This window comes from Butyrivibrio sp. INlla14 (genome assembly GCF_900102515.1).
Lineage (GTDB): Bacteria > Bacillota > Clostridia > Lachnospirales > Lachnospiraceae > Butyrivibrio.
The window spans coordinates 81,252-100,321 of record NZ_FMVS01000007.1 but is presented as its reverse complement, the minus strand read 5'-3'; the positions used below and the strand labels follow the sequence as shown (position 1 = coordinate 100,321).

Genomic DNA, 19,070 nt, shown 5'->3' with positions numbered 1-19,070 from the left:
GTTGCCCTATTCTATTTTCGATTGCTTACTTATTCCCAGTATAGCTTAACTTGTTCTTCTGCATCATCTTCAGAAAGATTAAACTTTTCAGCAACACGCCTTATTGTGTCATCATATGAAGCATGATAATACTGAGATTCTGTAACTGTTGCCTTAATATTTCCTATTGCTATGCCGTTATTTTCATATTTATCCAAAGTAGGGCAACTCATTTCTTAAGGATATCCTCCGCCATCTTCAATGCTTCATCATATGGCAAAGAAGGTGTTTTCTCGACAAAATACTCTGCCAAAGATTTTATATCTTCATTTCTTGTTATTGTCGTGGCTTCTGTAATACCCTTGCTTTTTCCTTTTGCTTCAACTACATCCAGGACCGTACACATACTAACTCGCTCCTTTCCTTTAACTTCATCATATATATCGACAAATCTGTTATCGTTTGTTAGCGCACTCATAAGAGCAAGCATTTCTTGAACATGCACTATTTTGTCGGTTGGTGGAACATATTCACCTGTTTTTCTCATCTGAACAAAATAGTCTGCAACAAGTCGAAAATCGCTTTTGAACTTAGCAACCTGTTCATCTTCAAGATATGCTATCTCAAATAGGTTCATTCCGTAATCAAAAACATATTTCTTAAGCTTCTCTGGAATAACCAGGCGCTCATATAAAGTCTTAGCCTTACTCCATCTGTTCTCGTACCCATAGTATAACACAAGTGAGACTACAGGGTAACGGTCATTATTGTTATCCTTTGAAAGCTGAGCTCTATAGCCTGCCGCATCATAATTAATAACCCTAAGCGGCATATCCTCCTCTTCATCGGTTTCATTCTCGAATCCAATGGCAGCCAGCCTTATCTGGCTGTTATTCCAATATTTATAAATGTCTCGCTCCTGATCTCTGATTTTTCCATTTTCAGTATAATTACTGTATGGACTCCCTTCCAGAAGATCATCAGGCGAAATAATCTCTTCACCATCAAAAAGGAGGACGTTTACGATATCGGCAAAAACATCATTGCAATCTTCAAGAGATTTTTCTGTTTTATCCTTTGCTCCCATGTCCTTTATCAAAACCCTTTCATAATAATCACTTTTCATGCCTGAATCCCGTGTTGAAATTATACTCTTCAGGCTGTCCCTTGTCATTGAATTTGTAATTCAATAACTTGCTCTTATTTCACCTCGAATTGTGCCAACTCTTCCTCTGTCAGAGGTCTCCCCAGTTCTTCTGAGTACTGTATAGCTTCTCTCAGTCGATACCTTGTACCATCAGAGGGCTCTGTAAGTCTGCCATCAGCCATCTTCTCACCGAAATGTTCGTAATCAACGGACTGTTCCTTATGTTTCCTACCATCCGCAGCTTTCTTAACGAAAGTATCAACTTCCTCATCCGTCATTGGATTTTTCTGCCCATCTTCTCTTAATCTTTCAAAAGCATCGTCTGGCTTCATCTTGATTTCTCCTCGCGCTGGCATTCTATTTTACCACTCTAAAGCTGTCTATGTACTTATTTATAATCTCCGTATCATAAAGAATACAGCCATTGATTGGGACAACAGCACCAGCCTTCTCAGCTATGTCATCAATAGTGTGTCTGCCGAGCGGATAAACCAAAGGAGCATCTACTTTTCTGATATACTTCTCCCTTCCGGGATTAAAACACTGCGGTATCTTCTTAAGTTTGCCTTTACAAAGCTTCTCAAGCCCTTCCAGCTTTACGTCTTCGGCCATAACAAGTACCCTCCATGAGCAATCGGCAGCAAAGAACTTTATTCAATCCAGGCGTTCCAATGATTTCTCCTCTGCTTCCAGCTGGAGTTGAATACCATACCTTATCAGGTGAGACATAGTCATTCCATGGTTCTTGCAGTATTCCACCAGCACATCATAGTCCTGATTATTGAATTTCACTGATACTGTATGTGTGATAGCATCATCTTTTTTAGGTCTTCCCGCCTTAGCCATTTGACTCACCTCCTGTACTCCAATTATATTTCGGTAATACCATTATTTCAACAACAATTTTAGTATTACCATTTTATAATCCATACAGGAGTATCCCGGCTATACCGGTACTCATGAAATGGGGTCTTAGTCAGCAAGTCGCCGGAGCTGCATGAGTATCCAAATACCTGTTGATCTTGTCAGTATCATAGCAAATGCATCCTTTAATAGGGATCACAGCCCCAGCCTTCTCAGCTATATCATCAATAGAATGTCTTCCAAACGGATATACCAAAGAAGCATCTGTCTTCCTTATATAGTGTTCTCTGCCTGGATTCATGCACTGAGGAAGTTTCTTGAACTTCCCCTTGCATAATTCCTCAAGTCCTTCAATATTTATATCTTTTGTCATAGTAAAAACCTCCGATTTCTCAATTGTAGCTCAATTGTCGCTCATTGCATTTTTGAAAAAGCTGTCAGCAGGCACAGGCACTCTCTATAAACTCCAGAGCCAAGGTCCTGACCTTAAGCCTGTTCCTGTAAATGTACATTTTGGCTGATTCATACTGGATTCCCTTTTCTTCAGCGATGGTATCCAGTGTTTTTTCATGGCAGAGCACCTCTCCTAGGGCACAGCGGTCATGCTGGGAAAGCATGTTCATGGCATGTACTACATATTTGAAGTCCCTCTTCATGATCTTTAGTGTTCGGGCATCTCTGTTAATTTCAAAATCCCGGCACATGAAACTGTCCGAATCATTATCCAGAGAAAACCTCTCTTCCAGAGTCACTCTGTCCACAGCTACCATGGCTGTAGGATCACTCTTTTCCGAAGTCTGCACTCTGACTCCTGTGTCGCCCTTGTCAATTCTGCGCTCAATAGCCCTCTGTTCCAGAATGTCATCGCACAGAATTTCCTCATAACTTCTGATGTATTCTCCTATGCTGCCATAATTCTTCAGGATAAAGTCCACACGCTTCTTGTTGCTGAAATCACGATATTTGCTGATTGTTTTTGCTCCAGTAATCATCTGATACCTCCGTAAAAGAAAAATGATTATCCAGAGCGATACCGGTATGCGCTCTTGTTTCTATACTGATAATTTTATAGAACGCAGTGCTCATGCACCTTACCCAGTTATTTAAATATCGCTTATGTTTTCAGCCAAAACTTAAACCCCGTTTAATATTTTCATCTGTTCCAGAGCAACCTTCTGGACGTTAGGTCTACCGAGCATAAGATATACGCTGATAAGATTTTTGATGTCAGTGTCAAGCTCCGGATCGCCGTCCATAAGATAGGCAACAGAGGTGTTTAGGTGCTCTGCCAGTTCACGCATTACACTGCTCTTGATATCCACCTTGTCATTTTCATAATTTGATATCAGTGCAGCCGTGACATGCATGCGCTCAGCAAGCTCCTCCTGGGATAATCCCATGGCTTTTCTCTTTAGTTTTATCCTCTCCCCAACTTTATGATCCTTATCCCCAAACACAAAAACATCCCCTCTTCCTGTACCGATCAGGAGAGCGGATGTCCAAATATATCCAGATATATGGCATGAGTCATGCCAGTTCCCCTTCTGATCATACTCATGCGTCTGTAGGCCTATAGCCAGTATCATGGTGCCTTCGTTTAGTTTGTTTCAAATATACACTGCGTTCCATACAGTCACTGTTTTAAGCAGCGCCCCTTCAGTAATAACGTCAATGTGCTTTTCCCTGCTGCATCTTTCGCATTTAAAATCCACGTTCCTGAAAGCGACAATCTTGGAATTTCCCACTTCCGTATACTTCATGGGAAAAGCCTTTTTGCACTTTCCGCAGCAGAGCCTTACTTTTCTTAGTACCCGGTTACAGTGCTCTACAGAGCCACGCACCCGGACCTCATCAACTACCTCTTCCAAATAATCTCCTCCATAAAGCAAATATTTTTCTTCGAAGAAAGTACGCTATTATGATAGCACATATCTGAAAAAGTGGAGTCCTATATTAGTCCTATATTAGTCCTATCGAATCTGACAATACGGCAAAAGAGCTATAATATTCCGACAATTTGCTAAAATTTTATCAATATTCATCCCTGGGATGTTTTCTTCTGTCAGGAATTTCGTCTCCCGGTCTGTCAGGGTAGATATCATGCCAGGGAATAATGCTTTTTTCCATGTCCTCGATTTCTCTCTTCTTGGCATATCTCCAGAGTTCTATTCCAAGGAGCATTACTGCTTCCTTGTGTCTGTCATAGAACCTGCTTTTGCTCATTTTAACTATTTCCCATATATCTTTGTTCCTATCTGTAGCCTCATCCTTCTCAACCACCGGATGAAAATAGTACTTATCCAAGATTTCTACATACTGTTCTCCCCATTGAGGATATTTCATAATATGTGCCATTATTATTTCGAGCTTATCATCCAGCCATGGGAGTTTAACGACTTCTTTTATGATTCTGTCCTGCTCGCCCTCACTTTGCTCCATGGGAACTATGACAGCTTCAAGAAAGTCCCGACGTACATTAAGCTTGCTCTCAGTTATCTGTTCCTTGGTAAAGTTTTTCGGCGGATCGTTTGGCTCTTCATAGCGTTTCTTTCTGAATTCCCTCAGCATGGAATAACAGGTGTCGAAAACATTTTTACCAAGAAGCCCTTCTCTATAACACATATCCTCGATGTACTGCCGGTCCGGCTTATTTCTTTCCATCCGCTTGTACTTCCACTTCTTGCTCCTGTACTTGCGCCTGCTTACTTCATTACTATCGTCATGGTCTCTGTTTTCATCCATGCCGTCATCCATATTTGTTGCAATACTCTCAGTCATCACTGATCTCCTCTCATAAAACGCATACAAAACTTCATGAACCCTAAAAACATACAAGGGGATGCCTCCCCTTGTGTGCTTTATTGGATTCATGAAATTTAATGCATCTGAGAATCTCGTCCGTGCTCAATCCATCTTCCCATATATGGTGCACCTCGTAGGCCTGCATCAAATTTATCATGATCAGACCCCGATCTGTCCAGCATGAACATGGCATTGTCAAAATTCATCACATAATCTACAGGCGTCGGATTCGCTGGTAGTTTTCTGAACATCTCCTCCGCATCGCCCAAAAACCAGTTCATGTCGATTTTATCCAAAAACATTTCACGCATAGCTACTGGTCTAAGGATAGTCGGAAAATACATGTAGTCTTTACATGATGACTCCTCAAGACTAATCTTTTTGCCATATGATATGTAATCAAGCCCCTTATATCTCAGATATTCTCTATATTTTTTACCTACGTCACTGATGTATTCCTGTTCAGCAGCGTTATATGGTGATTTATCTCTGCTCATATATTTTTTCTCCGCTTACTATTTTATTAAATGAGGCCACTTTTCGAAATCGCGCCTCATACCACGTGTCTTTAGCATCTACTGCCTACCCTGGGCGGAGAACGACACATATAAATACACTTATGGTAATAATATCCATGAAAAAAGAGCCCAGGCCATATTGGCACCAGACTCCTTACATCAACCGTTATGTAGTTAGCACAAAGAGCCAATCCTCCTGGGACTCATGGAATCACTCCTTTGCAACTATATTATTTCCCTGTTTTTCCGTGCTTTCTGGAAATCTTCTTGATACTTCCAAATAATTCTTCGTAGTACTCCCGCTCTGATGGAGAACAGTCTGAAAGCAGCTCTACATCTGTCATTCCCGGGTTAATTGCTCTAAGTATCCAATCGGTAGAAACACCAAAATAGTCTGCTATCCTTATTGCAATGTCTACTCCCATCTTTGCACTTCCCGTTTCTATATTGCTCAAATGAGTCTCTGAACATCCAATTTTATCTGCCAGCTCTAACTGCGTGAGTCCCTTTTTCTTTCGCAGGTCTCTTATGCGAGAACCAATCTCTTGAAGCTGCTTATCCTGCTTATTTTCCTGTTTTATTTGTTTAGCCATATACGCTCCATCACCACTATACGCCAAGTCTCTTTAATTAAAGTTTATCGTTCCCAGCGATCATAATGAATAAGCCACACTTTAAGTCGGTATGCCTTTAGTTGGGATTTTGAAAAAATTTTATGGAGGCTATCAATGAACATAGATTTTAAGTTGTTAGGAAAACGTATTCAGGAAGTGAGAAAGGCAAAAAAAGTCAAGCAGATGGGTCTTGCCCGCATGACAGGTTTATCAGAGCAGTATATCAGCCAGGTAGAGACTGGCAGAAAGCAGATTAGTTTACAGGGATTACTTCAGATAGCTGAGGCTCTGGATGTTACTGCTGACACCTTACTTGTCGGCAATCAGAAAGCTGGTAAGAACGACTATGACTGCGACATCAACGCAATCATCAGTGACTGCAATCTGTATGAAAGAAAAATTGTCTGCGGCATTGCACGCGAGACAAAGAGACTTCTCAAGGAGAATAAGTTCTTTAGAAAGTAACTATTTTAATCAACTATAGCTAATGGCTATACCACTTAACCTATGGCATTACTTTTTTGAATGGTTTGCCGACTATAATTATTTCTAAAAGAAATAATTATAGTGAGGCAATCATGATCTGTGAGACATCCATCCTTGAAAAGAATACTGATACCAACAAGGTCCGCGTCGCCATATATGACAGAATCAAATTAAATGAGCCTGAAAGCGCATTGATTGTCAGCCTCCGGGAGGAAAAATATGTCTCAATTTTATCCAAACACCCCGAATGGCTCCTCGTTGGCAAATACATAGATGAAAAAAGACCCGCTACTTTTATTGAACAGAGACCTGAATTTTCCCGTATGAAGGAGGATTGCAATAACGGTAATATCGACCTCATCGTTGTTCTAAAAATATCAGCACTGATTCGTAACATGGTCAAGTGCATGGACATTATTAAAGAATTCCAATCACTGCAACCCCCTGTACATTTTTACTTCGATGATCTTGGTATCAGTACAGCTGATAATAATGGCAAACTCATTAGTTTTGTCTGTACCGTGGCTGCAAAAAACCAAGCAATAATATCATCCTGGTCAAACCCTTCAGCTTACGAAACAGCAAGCAAGTATGATGATGAGTGGTGGAGAAACTTAGATCTTAATGACATATCCTCAACCAATTCTGAGAGGTAACTATGAATACATCCGAAGAACGTTCCTCAACAATTGAGCAGCAGAAAGAAAAAATCCGTAACAGGTACAAAGGTGTCGCACCGGAGCTCATTAAGGTTGTCCCCGCTAATGAAGAGGCCAGCATCTTTGATGAAAACGTAAAGCTCCGAGTAGCAGTATACGCCAGAGTCTCAACGGGCGACCCCAGACAGACATCTTCATACGAGCTGCAAAAGAATCACTACGAAGATTTTGTAATGCAGCACCCAAACTGGACTCTTGTAAAGATCTATGCTGATGAAGGCATCAGCGGCACTTCCTTAAAGCACAGAGATGCCTTTATAGAGATGATTGAGGATTGTAAGAAAGGTCTAATAGATCTGATAGTCGTAAAGAGTGTTTCAAGATTCGCCAGAAACACCGTGGACTGCGTAGGACAGGTCAGAGAACTGGCCGCACTGAATCCACCGGTTGGAGTTTACTTTGAGGTTGAGCATATCTACACCAGAAGAGACGATTCAGAAATGCCGCTTTCCTTTGCAGCAACCATGGCGCAGGAAGAAAGCCACAACAAAAGCACCTCAATGAACACCTCAATAGAGATGCGCTTTAAGCACGGCATTTTCCTGACTCCTAAGCTTCTTGGATATGACCATGATGAAGATGGGAACCTCATAATAAATGAGGAAGAAGCAAAGATAGTCCGGCTCATCTTTTTCATGTACCTGTACGGAATCTCCACCACCAAGATTGCTCAAACACTGACAGACCTTGGCTATAAGACAAAGATAGGTAATACCCAATGGTCCACGAGCTCCATTATGGAGATACTTCAAAACGAAAGACACTGTGGAGATATTATTTCAAGAAAGACTTACACGCCCAACTACCTAGATCATAAATCGAAAAAGAATGTCAACAACCGCAATCAGTATATTCAGGAAGATCATCATGAATCCATCGTCTCAAGAGATGATTTTGAAGCAGTACAGCAGATGATAAGAAATGTCAGATACGGAGGCAAAGGCTTTCTCCCGGAACTGCGGGTCATAGACAGCGGTACTCTTAAGGGATTCGTCCATGTAAATCCAATATGGGCAGGCTTTAAGGCGGATGACTACCTGGATGCGTCCCTTAGTGTATTTGAGGACGATGAGCAGAACTCTTCTCCCAAGTCCCACAAGGGAGCCAACGGTGAGTTTGACCTCCGAGGCTATGAAGTAGCAAGAAGCCAGTTCTTTAGCACGGCCAAACAGATTAGCGTAACTTTTTCAAAGAAAAATATCCAGTTCACCATGGAGGCTATAAAGAAGCTTGGTACTGACTATGTAGAGTTTTTGATAAATCCCGCAGAGAAGCTATTTGTAGTGCATTCTGTAAAAAAGGATGATAAGCATGCCCTCAAGTGGGCCAAGGACGCTCCTTCCGGGAAAGTCGCGAGGGGCATATGCGGAGCAGCTTTCATCCCAACCCTGTTTGAGATATTTGGCTGGAATACAGACTGTAGATACAGAATTGTTGGAACCTACATAAAGAAAGATGACGGCGCTGTACTGCTCTTTGACATGAATGAAAACGAAATGATCATTCCAAAAGGTGTTCCTCTACAAGTAGACAGCGACAACGAAACCGACATACCTGAGAGCGACCTTACTGAACATGACAGCAGCATAATAGCCTATCCCGAAGCCTGGATCACCAGCTTTGGTAGCAGCTACTACCGCTTCAAGTACAATACACTTCTATTTTCCGACATGTCGGAGCTTGACTCTGAAAACGCCGGGTATCTATACAGCAACTTAGCACCACTTAACATTACAGACAGAGATTCTATAAAGGAGGCTCTAAAAGAAGTCATAAACATTCCGGAGGAGGTCAACGATGAGTGAAGACTCACAGATCAATGAAAAAGTAAGGGGACAGGTAGAAATCATAGAGGATGATTCTTTCAGCTATGATGACTTCCAGGTTGTTAGGGGAGAATTTTTTGCACATGTATTCGAACCCTCCATAACATTTGCAGGTTCAAAAGTATATGTAAATACGGCATGTATCAAGAAGATGCCGGAAACAGATTATATCCAGATACTGATAAATAAAGAAAAGAAAAAGCTTGTAGTCAGGCCCTGCAGAGAAGATGAAAGGGATTCCTTCCGCTGGTGCTCTGCCACAGCCAAGCGTTCTCCGAAACAAGTAACTTGCAGACCATTCTTCGCAATGCTCTGTGATGAGATGAAATGGGATTCAGGGTACAGATACAAGTTTCTTGGAAAAATGATCAGATCAAACGGAGAATCGCTGTTCCTTTTTGACCTCTCTGCTCCTGAGATATACCTCAGGGAAGTAACTGATGATGGCAAGATAAAGAACAGCCGCAAACCGTCATTCCCAGAACAGTGGCAAAACCAGTTCGGTATCCCGGCCAGCCAGCATGCTGCAAGCACCAAACTTAATGTCTTTGATGGCTATACTGTCTTCAGCATTGCCGATGAACCCAAGGCAAAATCCAAGAAAAAAACAACGGATCCAGCAGAAGCGGATACTTCAGCCACACCAGAAACTGAGGACACCAAAACAAATGATGTCACAGCAGAAACAGCTTCAGCAGAACTATCACCTAAAAGTAACGCTGAATCTGAGTCTGACACAGTACCTGAAAATAATGCCAAGTCCGAAGCGTCCAGTTCCTCTCCGCCTCCTCCTGAAGAAACTCCTGATTCCGAGCAGGAACAACAACTGACTCAAAAGAAATCTACAGACAATGATAAGGAGCAACAATATGAACAGATCACGCTCTCCGATCTTAGTAGTTGATTTCAAATACAACATAATACGGATACACAGGTCTACTCTCATGGCTCTCGGCCACCCAAAATTTATTGAACTGATAGTAGCACCGAGCAAAGGTATAATCGGCATACGCGCAGAAGCCACCCTGACACCCACCGCCCAGAGAGTTAACACCGATTCACTGGCTCTCCAAAGGAGTGTGCAACTATACAGCACAAATCTTGTTCGGGAACTACTTGGGTTAAATCCCGAATGGCAGGATGAACAGATTTACAAGATGGAAGGAGTACTGAAAGATTCTGAGCGCACAGTATTATTTGACATTTCAAACTCAGAGCTTGTTCACAGTGATGAATATGCAGCAGCCCAATAGTCTGATAATAGATCCGGAGGTTTCAGCACTTTTCCTTCCTCCTGATGCCCGTTCTATAGCCATGGTAAGGCATAATATCCGTCTCGGCATTCCTCCCTCTCCTTTTCCAGTATGGAACAACATACTCATGGACAGGATATTTGAATACCGGGAATACGTTGATGCAGGCTATACAATCAAGACTCAGCCCTTTTCTTTCAAGTCCAAGGATGTCATGCTTGCCAGTATCTGCCAGCTTCTCACAGACGATATCAACGAATACACGCCATATAAAGCATACCTTATTGGGAAACACTACCAGTACCATAAAAATGCGTACTACAGAGACGAAATCAAAACACCTCTTTCCCAGCTCCCTCTTGCAGAGCTTAAGCAAAAGTATAGCAGGGATATACACCGCTCCATTGTAGATATTGTCGATGCTTATGGGATTGCATGTGCAACCATCCACTTTTATTCAAAATACGCATCTGCCATAGATCTTATCAGAATAACTAATCCTGATATAGCCACCCGGTTACTATCAGGCAGAATCAACATTCCACAAAAGAGCGTGATAACACTAAGCCAGATGACTACTGATGAGATGGAAAACTATCTGAAGACTATAAATTTCTACACTCTCATTAAAAAAGCTCCTGTAAGAACACCAGGAAACAATCCTGTTGATATAGATAGCAGCAATAAACCGCACCTTGAAAACAGAATAATTCCTGAGATAAAGCAGATGCCAAAATATGACCCTGACGCTGCCGTATCAAGTCTCGCCCTGACTGTTCCGTCATGGTCCGAGTCTATACGGCGTGTCCGGGAGAGAAGCGTGCTTTCTGAAGTATCACAGAAAGCCGCTGATAACCTTATATTTCAATTGGGGATTTTAGAAAAAAGTATACAGATAATAAAAAATGAGTTGGAGGGGATAACAAAAGATGCAAACTGATTTTTCTGCCTTTGTGCCCAATGTACATTTTGAGCAGATTCCGATAAAAAACCTTGTTTCAAACCAGGAGTACCAACGCAATCTGTCAATGAAGCATGTCCAGAAAGCCGCTGCGCACTTCAATCTATATCAGATTAATCCTGTAAAGGTCAGCAGACGTGACGGTATAAACTATGTTTTCAATGGTCAGCACACAATAGAGATTGTGGCTCTTGTCTCAGGTTCAAGAGAAACACCCGTCTGGTGCATGGTCTACGAGGATTTGAAATATGAAGAGGAGGCTGATATTTTTGCCAACCAGCTGAAATATACAAAGCCTCTTCTGCCCTATGAAATCTTCATGGCCAACATAGAGGCCGGAAGTGATGAGCAGATTCTGATAAAAGACCTTGTTGAGTCTTTCGACCTTGAGATCACATCAAACGCTCATCCTGGAAGTATCTGCGCTGTATCAACCCTTGAAGAAATCTTTGAAAAGCAGGGCTACGAAACTCTTAGCCGTATCCTCGGCCTGATCATAGCCACTTGGGAAGGTGCCCCCATGTCCTTAAGCGCCAATGTGCTGAAAGGTCTTTCCAGATTCCTTGCAGCCTATGGTGATGAAATCAGGGATGAAGCCTTCAAGGAAAAGCTCAGTCAGATATCGATAAAAGAGCTCTCAAGAAATGCCAAAGACCGCCGTGCCGGTTCACTTGGATATGCCGAAGCAATGGTAATAGCTTACAATTCCAGAAAGACCTACGGCATGCTTAAAATGGAAAAACTCTATACCAAAAAGAAAAAGTCCACTGTGGACACCGATGAAAAAGAAGAATCCGCATCGTAACAATGCGGATTCCAATTCGTCCACAACTTGGGGACGATTTACAACTTCTTGAGGTAGTGTCTTGCAGCAATCTCTTATTTCCTGCCGCAGCACTTCTTATATTTCTTTCCAGAACCACATGGACACTGATCATTGGGATATATCTTTTTCTGGCTTACAACTTGTTCTCCTGTCGGACCATAAGGCATACTGATAACCGGCAATGTATCCGCATTGCTCTCAAAGTCAACACTCATACCCATTTTTCTCATCTCAGGTGCAGCCTTTGCCAGCATCTCTGCAGCCTTGCTGCTCCCTAGAACAATTGTAAGTGGCTGTCCCGGCTTGTACGGCATCATTCTTGCCATTTCATTGGGTGTAAAGCCTCGATTGCTCTTCATTCGAGTGTTGTTAGAGAGATTATTGTAAAGCTCGACTATTCTATGAATCTGTTTATCATCCCTGAACTGGAAGTTATTCCAGAAATTCTGCATGGATTCATGAGGATCACCGCCACTTGATATGTCATCCCACTGCTCAAGCAGTATATCCTCTGCATCATAGTACGTCATTCCAAACTCACGCTGCAGAAATCCCAGCATATCCTGGTATGGCTTGCCTGATATCAAAGCCAGATTTTCATAGAACTCTTCGATTTCATCAATTGTTGGAATATAGTAGTCTTTTTCTCCCTGCATCATCCTAAGCTGCCTCAATGACTCAAGGTTATCCACATAAAGATCGTCCATGTACATGAAATCAACCTTAACTGTCCATAATTGGTCATAAGGGAAGTGATCATATATATCCTCAAGCTCTTCCTTATCCATATCAAACTTTTTCAGATTAACGAGCTTAAGAACTATATCTTCAGGAGCATATCCATAGAGATGCTCAACCCATCTGAAGCATTTATACACCCATGATGCACGCTTTCTATATTTGTCAAACTTTTCGCCCTTTACTTTCATAAAAGCAGCGCCAACATCCCGGGGGACGAAAAACTTATTATCACCAATGACAGCATAATCAAGCATGTTAAATGTTGCCACGATATCATGGTCTTTTTCCGGGTATTCATAGGTAGCACTGATGCTGTTTTCAAAGATAGTGATGGCACGGTCATCAAATATCGATAACCGGTAAAACATCACATCGGGATCCAAGATGAAGTCCACAACAGCATCAATCAATTCATTTTTCTTTAATTTTGAGTAGCCATGCATTCCTATCTGACCAGCAAAATTACAGATATCCTCCTTGTTATACAGTTCAAATTTGTCTTTTATCGAACCAATCTTGTATGATTTTTTCATATTCATTACTTATCCTCATCATCTTCCATATCCCATGGATTGATATCTATATTTGCCTGAATATTGATCTGTTTGCCATCTTCATCTCTAAACGGGAACTCTACGACATTAGGTTCCTTGGGATCAATTATTCCAAAATACTCATTTGCCGGTGAGTTCCGCAGCTGCTCCTCTGTTACTTTATCAAGCAGAAGGAAATCAACATCCCAGAAACAGCTTTCCTCATACCTGCGTAGATCCTCATACATATTGATGATGTCTTCCGTAACCTCCTCCAGTTCCTCGCCTTCATAATCACCAGCCATATCTTCAAGAATCGCCTTCTTTACAGTCGTGCGGTCAGGCTCCGGTATAGGCATAACAGTAGAATACTCTTCTTCGTCGTCTTCATCATCTTCAAGATCCGATATATCAACGTCATCATAGATGAACGGATCCGTGAAATCCCTTGGGTGATCCTCATCATAGAACGGAAGAGCTTCATCATCGATGTTAGCAAAAGCATCCGCATCCCAAAAGCCTTCATCTTCTTCCATGTCATCAAAGATTCCGTCTTCCATTTCCTCGTTGATCAGATCGACCTCATTTATCTGCCTCTGGATTACACTATTGAGGGCATACTCCATTACAAGCTCCGGTACATACTCTTTCTTTGCCTTCAGCAGCTTGTATAATCCAAAGAAGACTTGATTAGCCCTCTCTATCGGATAGTTCTCAGGCAGGTATAGCGAAGATACATCCTGCGCAAAGTCCATGTCTATCATAAGCTCAGCAAAATCCACCATCTCATCAAAGCTCTTATTGGCTGCACTCTCATCCAGCTCGCCCTTAACAGCCATTCTCCAGGCAACTTCATCAAGAATTATAGTCTCCATCATATCTATAAGGCGATCGTTCACAAACTTTTTCAGTATTTTGCGAGCTTCTGCATCGCCAATCAAATTGGGTAATTTTAACATAGAATCCTCCTGGCAAAAGAAATAGTCCCAGCTCGCCCTCTTCTTCGAATCAATCTTTTTCTTTCAGAGCCGGAACATAGGGAATAAGTCCCTTCTCATAGCAAATCTGCTGATACTCAAGCGGAAGTCGTCTTGCATCCATGGCAAGCCCATTAACTTCTACCATCCAAATCATGGGATTACTTTCCATCTCTGATGGGACAATCCATTCCCCATTGAACACATCTATCTTAAGCATTTTCTTTATTTCAGCGGCTTTTGATGAAGCTGTGGATTTTGATACTTCAAAAGCATCTGCCAGATCAGCCGCAGATATGTAATACTTATTAGCCCTGTCAAATATGAAATTGGCGGTTCCAACCGCATATACAATGCCGGCAGCCCATGTGTATGGACGTCCTTTGAGCAAAGGAGACGGTCTCTTCCTGCATAGTTTAGCCAGTGCTTTCAAGCACAGCTCTTCATATTCCTTATCAAGATACTTCTCGCAGAAAACCGTGATAATCTGTCCGATAACATCATAGTACTGCCGCATTTCCTTTGGTACACTGTTCCCCATTTGTCATTCTCCTATCTGTATAGCCTCTCCTTCAGAAGCGTATTCCTCTTTGTCACTGTTACATTGCGCACTGCGTATGACAGCGCTTTCTTTGTTCCGACAATTACCAGGATCTTCTTTGCCCTGGTGATTCCGGTGTAAATCAGGTTCCTCTGCAACATTATATAATGGTTCATAAGAACCGGCATAACTACAATTGGATATTCCGAACCCTGTGCCTTATGAATGGTCGTAGCATAGGCATGAACCAGCTCATCAAGTTCTGTAACATCGTACTCTATGCTGCGGTCATCGAAGTTCACTGTAAGCGTCCTGTCCGTATCATTGACGGATTCTATGATACCAATATCGCCATTAAAAACTTCTTTGTCATAGTTGTTCTTGATCTGCATTACCTTATCATCAGCGCGGAACACATACCCGCTCCTGCGAAGGCATGGCTTTGGCATCATAACCTTGCCCCGGCCACGCATGAAGATTTCTTCATCTGCCGGGTTAAGAGCCTCCTGCAATGCCAGATTCAGATTGGTTGCTCCTACAACACCTCTCTGCATCGGAGTCAGTACCTGAATCTGTGATGGCTCCACATGATAATAGTTGGGTAGATTGGTCTGCACAAGCTTCACAATCTCTCCGGCGACAGCATCGGCATCCTCATTTTCCATAAAAAAGAAATCCGTATTCTTCCCATTACTGATGTCAGGCATCTTGCCTTCATTGATCCTGTGGGCATTCATGACAATACGGCTGCTCTGAGCCTGCCTGAATATTCTTGTAAGTCTTATAACAGGAAAAGACATTGAATCGATAATATCCCTCAGAACATTTCCCGCACCAACTGATGGCAGCTGGTCTATATCTCCAACCATGATAAGTCTCATGGTTGAAGGAATAGCTTTGAGTAGTGAGTTCATGAGGATAATGTCTATCATGGAACACTCATCTATGATAAGCACATCCCCTTCAAGAGGATTCTCTTCATTCTTCTGATATCCCTCTGGTGGCTTGCACTCCAATAGCCTGTGGATTGTCTTGGCTTCCATCCCGGTAGCCTCAGTCATTCGCTTTGCAGCTCTTCCTGTCGGGGCTGCCAGCAATATCCTAAGGCCATAAGCCTTGTAAGCAGAAATGATTCCGTGGGTTGTTGTGGTCTTTCCTGTTCCGGGGCCTCCGGTCAGAACCATGACCTTGGCAGTAGCAGCCTGACGAATTGCATCTGCCTGAATGTCGTCGTATGACATCCCAGTCTTTTTCTGAATGGATTCTATATCAACAGAGAGCTCGTTGTTTCCGCTCTTCTGCCTCGCTTCCATAAGTCTTGAATACAGCTTGTCTCCTGCCGGAGAGTCAGCCAGCTTCTTAAGTTTGGATGCCACACCGAATTCAGCATAATAAAACGGCGGCAGGTAAATCGGTGTTACAGGATTCCCTTCTTCATCTGTCTTAGAGATATTGCGCTCAAGAATCAGTTCTTCCTTCTTAAGCATCTCATCCATTGTCATGGTAACAGTCTCATCGGATGCTTCCAGAAGTTCTTTTGCCTTATCTATAAGCTGCTGCCGTTCCGCGTATACATGACCGTCGTTTGAAAGCTCCGATAGTGTATACATAAGACCGCTCCGCAGTCTCACATAGGATTCTTTCTCAAATCCAAGCTTCATGGCAATCTGATCGGCAGTCTTAAATCCAATACCCCAGATATCATCAGCAAGCTTGTAAGGGTTCTCCTTCACCGCAGAAATACTTTCGTTACCATATTGCTTGAATATCTTGGCTGCATAGGAGGTGCTGACCTGGTGTTCCTGCAAAAAGAGCATGATATTCTTGATCTCTTTTTGCTTCTCCCAGGACTCTGCTATCATCCTTATTCTCTTGTTACCGATACCTTCAACTTCTACAAGTTTCTCTACCTGCGTCTCTATAATGTCAAAGGTATCTGTTCCAAACTTCTGGACAATGCGTCTGGCAAACTTCGGACCCACGCCTTTTATTAGCCCGGAGCCAAGATATTTCTCCATCCCATAAACGGTTGCCGGAAGAGTCTCTTCCCAGTTCTCAGCAACGAACTGCTTACCATACTTGGCATCCACCTTCCAGCTTCCGTCCACTAAAAGAACTGATCCCACATTGGCATCAAGAAGATTACCAATGACAGGAACCAGCTCTGAATAATCCTTTACTCTGCACTTTAAGACAGAGTACCCGTTTTCCGGATTCTGATATGTAATTCGCTCAACCACACACCGTATCTTCTGCATGGCTACTGATCAGGCTTTTCCGACTCTTACAAGAGTTCTGTAAAACTCAACAGCATCCTTTAAGTCATTCTCGTCAGGATGACCCTTGCTGGTGCCTCCAACAAGCTTAAATGGGCCAAAAGTGTTGTATCCATGACAGGTAAACTTGCCCACAACCTCAGCATTCTTGCCCTTAATGGACTCTGCCATAGACTTGGTGAAGTCCTTGTTCATGGCACTGGTCATGATAAAAAAGATCTTCTTATTCTGGGGAAGATTTACATGGGCAAAGTTCTTTATCTGCTGATGAAACTGCGCTGCATAAATGCCGGAAGCAAAACCAATCAGGTAATATCCGCTCAAATCCTTCTCGTGAACCTGTGTTGCATCCACCAGCTCCGCATCAAATTCTTTTGCAATAGCCTCAACGACCTTCTTTGTATTCCCGTGATGGGTTGAAGCATAGATTATTACTGCATTACTCATAAACACTCTCCCACAAAACATATTTCCTCAATTAGCTCTCTCTATTATATGAGAAAAAGAGCTCTACCGCCATACAAAAGCGATAGAGCCTGCATACTTTTTACTGTAAAACGCCTTTTATTCGAGCGTCAATCAACGGATATAGCCCGTCATTGATCTCACGGATTCTATACCCCAGGGATGTCTCATTCAAGTCATCCGTTAACCTTACTGTTAAGCTTTTTTATTTTTTCTTCTAAATTTTTCTGCCTTATTCTCTCATCCAATATTTGTTCTATACAAAATTGCATATACGGAAACATTTCCATGCATTCATCATCTCCGCTTTCATGAACTCCTTTGCTCAATATTCCATATATTTTTGATTTTACAGCTTTTAATGAATCCGGAATAATGGTTTTCCCCGTTTTTTCAAGCATCGCAATTTTATCATCGAAACGAGCTTTCTTATATTCTTCAGTATCTAAACCAACTTCATCATCGATTTCACCAACTAAACGTTCTAGTATTCTACGTAAATAAACAAAAGCTCCGCACCCAATTCCATCTGCATACAAACCTATAGCTCTTGTCAAATCTCTAAAGCTGTCTTTTCCTAATACTTTTCGATACTTTTCCACATCATATAATTGCATGTCTGCCAGAGACGGAAACTGCCCAACTTTCTGTATAATCAAACAGTTCTTCAAATAATCGTATGCTTCTATAATCTGCTTTGATTCATTATCCTCTTTGTCTATAATCTTCGCATATTCTTCATAAAATTCAACCTCAATAGGATCATAAATTCTGAAGTTCACAAATGCAGAATGATAGGCTTGAAATCCACAGTAATATATTTTCCTGACCTCTCCTGCAGTTTTAAGGATTCCATATTTGCATTCATTTATGCAATCCTGTATAAATTGCTCTCTATCCTTAGGCAACTATAACTTTTCTAAGTCATTTTCATTTAAATCGCAAAGGACATCTATGTTCATAGCAAAATAAGGTTTAGACAACTCAAAAACGTTGTGATGTCTATCGCGCGATTCTTCCGACATTATAGGGAATCTCTTCATTCCCACCTTTGAATTATTATCTTCACTTGTGTCAACTTGCTTTATTGGATTATTCCATGCACCTGCACGAAATGCTTGTTCCCGCCCACAGTCAGGACATGGGAGCATAATAGCTTCATCAGAATACAAAAACTTATTCAACGCCTTTACATCCTTGGCAACTTCTGCACGAGGACCATTTTCTCCTTCAGAGCGCTCGATTATTTCGATATCTGACAGATCAATAATTGCTGATTCGTACATTCCAAAAGCTGAAACAAGATCTACAACAGTAAAATCCGAAAAATGCCTCAGACCTGCAAGTTTTTTTAATCTGCTTATTTTCTTCATAGCACTAACTCTCCTAATGCGTTGATAATTTTAAAAACGATAAAGCCGGAACTGAAGCTTCCAGCTTTATCTCAAACACAAAAGCTCAATCGTGTAAACTAATATAAAGCCCATAAATATGATGGCTTATCCAACGCCTAAACTATGCCTAAACTGCCTTTAAATTCTT

General features: G+C 41.8%; 25 protein-coding genes and 1 pseudogene. 7 read left to right on the top strand and 19 right to left on the bottom strand.

What is annotated here, in order from left to right; translation table 11 throughout:
- Positions 1-29: 29 nt before the first annotated feature.
- The 12 genes from BLO53_RS06080 to BLO53_RS06025 all read right to left on the bottom strand — a co-directional run bounded on the left by BLO53_RS06080 (position 30) and on the right by BLO53_RS06025 (position 5,903).
- The gene (locus BLO53_RS06080; RefSeq protein ID WP_092059729.1) at positions 30-212 is read right to left on the bottom strand and encodes a hypothetical protein; all 183 of its coding nucleotides are present in this window, start codon (positions 210-212) and stop codon (positions 30-32) included.
- Complete coding sequence (locus tag BLO53_RS06075; RefSeq protein ID WP_170832763.1) at positions 209-1,105, bottom strand: Rpn family recombination-promoting nuclease/putative transposase; 897 nt, start codon at positions 1,103-1,105, stop codon at positions 209-211. The genes BLO53_RS06080 and BLO53_RS06075 overlap by 4 nt, the downstream gene beginning before the upstream one ends.
- A gap of 74 nt (positions 1,106-1,179) precedes the next feature.
- Entirely contained in the window at positions 1,180-1,458 is a 279-nt protein-coding gene (locus tag BLO53_RS06070; protein WP_242875314.1) for a hypothetical protein, read from the bottom strand.
- Positions 1,459-1,483: 25 nt separating this feature from the next.
- Complete coding sequence (locus tag BLO53_RS06065) at positions 1,484-1,738, bottom strand: DUF6462 family protein (protein WP_091869854.1); 255 nt, start codon at positions 1,736-1,738, stop codon at positions 1,484-1,486.
- A gap of 42 nt (positions 1,739-1,780) precedes the next feature.
- Positions 1,781-1,972: a hypothetical protein gene (locus tag BLO53_RS06060; RefSeq protein WP_091869852.1), complete on the bottom strand. Its 192-nt coding sequence runs from the start codon at positions 1,970-1,972 to the stop codon at positions 1,781-1,783.
- Positions 1,973-2,102: 130 nt separating this feature from the next.
- Entirely contained in the window at positions 2,103-2,363 is a 261-nt protein-coding gene (locus BLO53_RS06055; RefSeq protein WP_091869849.1) for a DUF6462 family protein, read from the bottom strand.
- A gap of 64 nt (positions 2,364-2,427) precedes the next feature.
- Positions 2,428-2,982, bottom strand: a complete 555-nt coding sequence (locus tag BLO53_RS06050) for a hypothetical protein (RefSeq protein ID WP_091869846.1) — start codon at positions 2,980-2,982, stop codon at positions 2,428-2,430.
- A 141-nt stretch (positions 2,983-3,123) separates the two neighbouring features.
- Entirely contained in the window at positions 3,124-3,576 is a 453-nt protein-coding gene (locus BLO53_RS06045; protein ID WP_091869843.1) for a helix-turn-helix domain-containing protein, read from the bottom strand.
- Between the two features lie 21 nt (positions 3,577-3,597).
- Positions 3,598-3,858, bottom strand: a complete 261-nt coding sequence (locus BLO53_RS06040) for a hypothetical protein (RefSeq protein WP_091869841.1) — start codon at positions 3,856-3,858, stop codon at positions 3,598-3,600.
- A gap of 163 nt (positions 3,859-4,021) precedes the next feature.
- Positions 4,022-4,768, bottom strand: coding sequence for a hypothetical protein (locus BLO53_RS06035; protein WP_092059727.1), 747 nt, complete (start codon positions 4,766-4,768; stop codon positions 4,022-4,024).
- A gap of 98 nt (positions 4,769-4,866) precedes the next feature.
- Positions 4,867-5,289 (bottom strand): hypothetical protein, encoded by a 423-nt coding sequence (locus BLO53_RS06030; RefSeq protein ID WP_091869835.1) that lies wholly within the window; start codon positions 5,287-5,289, stop codon positions 4,867-4,869.
- Positions 5,290-5,540: 251 nt separating this feature from the next.
- On the bottom strand, positions 5,541-5,903 hold the full coding sequence (locus tag BLO53_RS06025) for a helix-turn-helix domain-containing protein (protein ID WP_091869833.1): 363 nt from the start codon (positions 5,901-5,903) through the stop codon (positions 5,541-5,543).
- 135 nt (positions 5,904-6,038) lie between these two features.
- Here BLO53_RS06025 and BLO53_RS06020 point away from each other — a divergent pair, with 135 nt between their 5' ends.
- The 7 genes from BLO53_RS06020 (at position 6,039) to BLO53_RS05990 (ending at position 11,974) form a co-directional block, all read left to right on the top strand.
- Positions 6,039-6,389 carry a helix-turn-helix domain-containing protein gene (locus BLO53_RS06020; RefSeq protein WP_091869831.1) on the top strand — a complete coding sequence of 117 codons (351 nt, stop codon included), beginning with the start codon at positions 6,039-6,041 and terminating at the stop codon, positions 6,387-6,389.
- Between the two features lie 113 nt (positions 6,390-6,502).
- Complete coding sequence (locus BLO53_RS06015; RefSeq protein WP_092059725.1) at positions 6,503-7,066, top strand: recombinase family protein; 564 nt, start codon at positions 6,503-6,505, stop codon at positions 7,064-7,066.
- A gap of 2 nt (positions 7,067-7,068) precedes the next feature.
- A complete protein-coding gene (locus BLO53_RS06010; RefSeq protein ID WP_091869824.1) occupies positions 7,069-8,934 on the top strand; it encodes a recombinase family protein in 1,866 nt (621 codons plus the stop codon).
- A complete protein-coding gene (locus BLO53_RS06005; RefSeq protein ID WP_176757184.1) occupies positions 8,927-9,859 on the top strand; it encodes an integrase in 933 nt (310 codons plus the stop codon). Before BLO53_RS06010 ends, BLO53_RS06005 begins: the two co-directional genes overlap by 8 nt.
- Positions 9,825-10,208: a hypothetical protein gene (locus BLO53_RS06000; RefSeq protein WP_092059723.1), complete on the top strand. Its 384-nt coding sequence runs from the start codon at positions 9,825-9,827 to the stop codon at positions 10,206-10,208. Before BLO53_RS06005 ends, BLO53_RS06000 begins: the two co-directional genes overlap by 35 nt.
- The gene (locus BLO53_RS05995; RefSeq protein ID WP_092059720.1) at positions 10,186-11,148 is read left to right on the top strand and encodes a hypothetical protein; all 963 of its coding nucleotides are present in this window, start codon (positions 10,186-10,188) and stop codon (positions 11,146-11,148) included. Before BLO53_RS06000 ends, BLO53_RS05995 begins: the two co-directional genes overlap by 23 nt.
- Positions 11,138-11,974: a DUF6551 family protein gene (locus BLO53_RS05990; RefSeq protein ID WP_092059718.1), complete on the top strand. Its 837-nt coding sequence runs from the start codon at positions 11,138-11,140 to the stop codon at positions 11,972-11,974. The genes BLO53_RS05995 and BLO53_RS05990 overlap by 11 nt, the downstream gene beginning before the upstream one ends.
- Positions 11,975-12,048: 74 nt before the next feature.
- Here the strand turns inward: BLO53_RS05990 and BLO53_RS19985 are convergent.
- The 7 genes and pseudogenes from BLO53_RS19985 to BLO53_RS05955 form a co-directional block, all read right to left on the bottom strand.
- Positions 12,049-12,123: pseudogene (locus BLO53_RS19985) on the bottom strand (SEC-C metal-binding domain-containing protein); the annotation flags it as partial.
- Positions 12,124-13,274: 1,151 nt separating this feature from the next.
- The gene (locus BLO53_RS05980) at positions 13,275-14,228 is read right to left on the bottom strand and encodes a hypothetical protein (protein WP_092059714.1); all 954 of its coding nucleotides are present in this window, start codon (positions 14,226-14,228) and stop codon (positions 13,275-13,277) included.
- Positions 14,229-14,277: 49 nt separating this feature from the next.
- Positions 14,278-14,787, bottom strand: coding sequence for a DUF6398 domain-containing protein (locus BLO53_RS05975; protein WP_092059712.1), 510 nt, complete (start codon positions 14,785-14,787; stop codon positions 14,278-14,280).
- An 11-nt stretch (positions 14,788-14,798) separates the two neighbouring features.
- Positions 14,799-17,027 carry an SF1B family DNA helicase RecD2 gene (gene recD2, locus BLO53_RS05970; RefSeq protein ID WP_330388826.1) on the bottom strand — a complete coding sequence of 743 codons (2,229 nt, stop codon included), beginning with the start codon at positions 17,025-17,027 and terminating at the stop codon, positions 14,799-14,801.
- A gap of 27 nt (positions 17,028-17,054) precedes the next feature.
- Entirely contained in the window at positions 17,055-17,510 is a 456-nt protein-coding gene (locus tag BLO53_RS05965; RefSeq protein ID WP_092059708.1) for a flavodoxin family protein, read from the bottom strand.
- A 194-nt stretch (positions 17,511-17,704) separates the two neighbouring features.
- Positions 17,705-18,436 carry a hypothetical protein gene (locus BLO53_RS05960; protein ID WP_092059706.1) on the bottom strand — a complete coding sequence of 244 codons (732 nt, stop codon included), beginning with the start codon at positions 18,434-18,436 and terminating at the stop codon, positions 17,705-17,707.
- Positions 18,437-18,901: a hypothetical protein gene (locus BLO53_RS05955; protein ID WP_092059704.1), complete on the bottom strand. Its 465-nt coding sequence runs from the start codon at positions 18,899-18,901 to the stop codon at positions 18,437-18,439. It lies immediately after the preceding gene.
- Between the last annotated feature and the right edge of the window lie 169 nt (positions 18,902-19,070).

What these genes read in the sequence shown, in the direction of transcription:
- BLO53_RS06080 (WP_092059729.1), bottom strand. Translation starts at nt 212, where the DNA reads ATGAGTTGCCCTACTTTGGATAAATATGAAAATAACGGCATAGCAATA.
- BLO53_RS06075 (WP_170832763.1), bottom strand. Translation starts at nt 1,105, where the DNA reads ATGAAAAGTGATTATTATGAAAGGGTTTTGATAAAGGACATGGGAGCA.
- BLO53_RS06070 (WP_242875314.1), bottom strand. Translation starts at nt 1,458, where the DNA reads ATGAAGCCAGACGATGCTTTTGAAAGATTAAGAGAAGATGGGCAGAAA.
- BLO53_RS06065 (WP_091869854.1), bottom strand. Translation starts at nt 1,738, where the DNA reads ATGGCCGAAGACGTAAAGCTGGAAGGGCTTGAGAAGCTTTGTAAAGGC.
- BLO53_RS06060 (WP_091869852.1), bottom strand. Translation starts at nt 1,972, where the DNA reads ATGGCTAAGGCGGGAAGACCTAAAAAAGATGATGCTATCACACATACA.
- BLO53_RS06055 (WP_091869849.1), bottom strand. Translation starts at nt 2,363, where the DNA reads ATGACAAAAGATATAAATATTGAAGGACTTGAGGAATTATGCAAGGGG.
- BLO53_RS06050 (WP_091869846.1), bottom strand. Translation starts at nt 2,982, where the DNA reads ATGATTACTGGAGCAAAAACAATCAGCAAATATCGTGATTTCAGCAAC.
- BLO53_RS06045 (WP_091869843.1), bottom strand. Translation starts at nt 3,576, where the DNA reads ATGATACTGGCTATAGGCCTACAGACGCATGAGTATGATCAGAAGGGG.
- BLO53_RS06035 (WP_092059727.1), bottom strand. Translation starts at nt 4,768, where the DNA reads ATGACTGAGAGTATTGCAACAAATATGGATGACGGCATGGATGAAAAC.
- BLO53_RS06030 (WP_091869835.1), bottom strand. Translation starts at nt 5,289, where the DNA reads ATGAGCAGAGATAAATCACCATATAACGCTGCTGAACAGGAATACATC.
- BLO53_RS06025 (WP_091869833.1), bottom strand. Translation starts at nt 5,903, where the DNA reads ATGGCTAAACAAATAAAACAGGAAAATAAGCAGGATAAGCAGCTTCAA.
- BLO53_RS06020 (WP_091869831.1), top strand. Translation starts at nt 6,039, where the DNA reads ATGAACATAGATTTTAAGTTGTTAGGAAAACGTATTCAGGAAGTGAGA.
- BLO53_RS06015 (WP_092059725.1), top strand. Translation starts at nt 6,503, where the DNA reads ATGATCTGTGAGACATCCATCCTTGAAAAGAATACTGATACCAACAAG.
- BLO53_RS06010 (WP_091869824.1), top strand. Translation starts at nt 7,069, where the DNA reads ATGAATACATCCGAAGAACGTTCCTCAACAATTGAGCAGCAGAAAGAA.
- BLO53_RS06005 (WP_176757184.1), top strand. Translation starts at nt 8,927, where the DNA reads ATGAGTGAAGACTCACAGATCAATGAAAAAGTAAGGGGACAGGTAGAA.
- BLO53_RS06000 (WP_092059723.1), top strand. Translation starts at nt 9,825, where the DNA reads ATGAACAGATCACGCTCTCCGATCTTAGTAGTTGATTTCAAATACAAC.
- BLO53_RS05995 (WP_092059720.1), top strand. Translation starts at nt 10,186, where the DNA reads ATGAATATGCAGCAGCCCAATAGTCTGATAATAGATCCGGAGGTTTCA.
- BLO53_RS05990 (WP_092059718.1), top strand. Translation starts at nt 11,138, where the DNA reads ATGCAAACTGATTTTTCTGCCTTTGTGCCCAATGTACATTTTGAGCAG.
- BLO53_RS05980 (WP_092059714.1), bottom strand. Translation starts at nt 14,228, where the DNA reads ATGTTAAAATTACCCAATTTGATTGGCGATGCAGAAGCTCGCAAAATA.
- BLO53_RS05975 (WP_092059712.1), bottom strand. Translation starts at nt 14,787, where the DNA reads ATGGGGAACAGTGTACCAAAGGAAATGCGGCAGTACTATGATGTTATC.
- BLO53_RS05965 (WP_092059708.1), bottom strand. Translation starts at nt 17,510, where the DNA reads ATGAGTAATGCAGTAATAATCTATGCTTCAACCCATCACGGGAATACA.
- BLO53_RS05955 (WP_092059704.1), bottom strand. Translation starts at nt 18,901, where the DNA reads ATGAAGAAAATAAGCAGATTAAAAAAACTTGCAGGTCTGAGGCATTTT.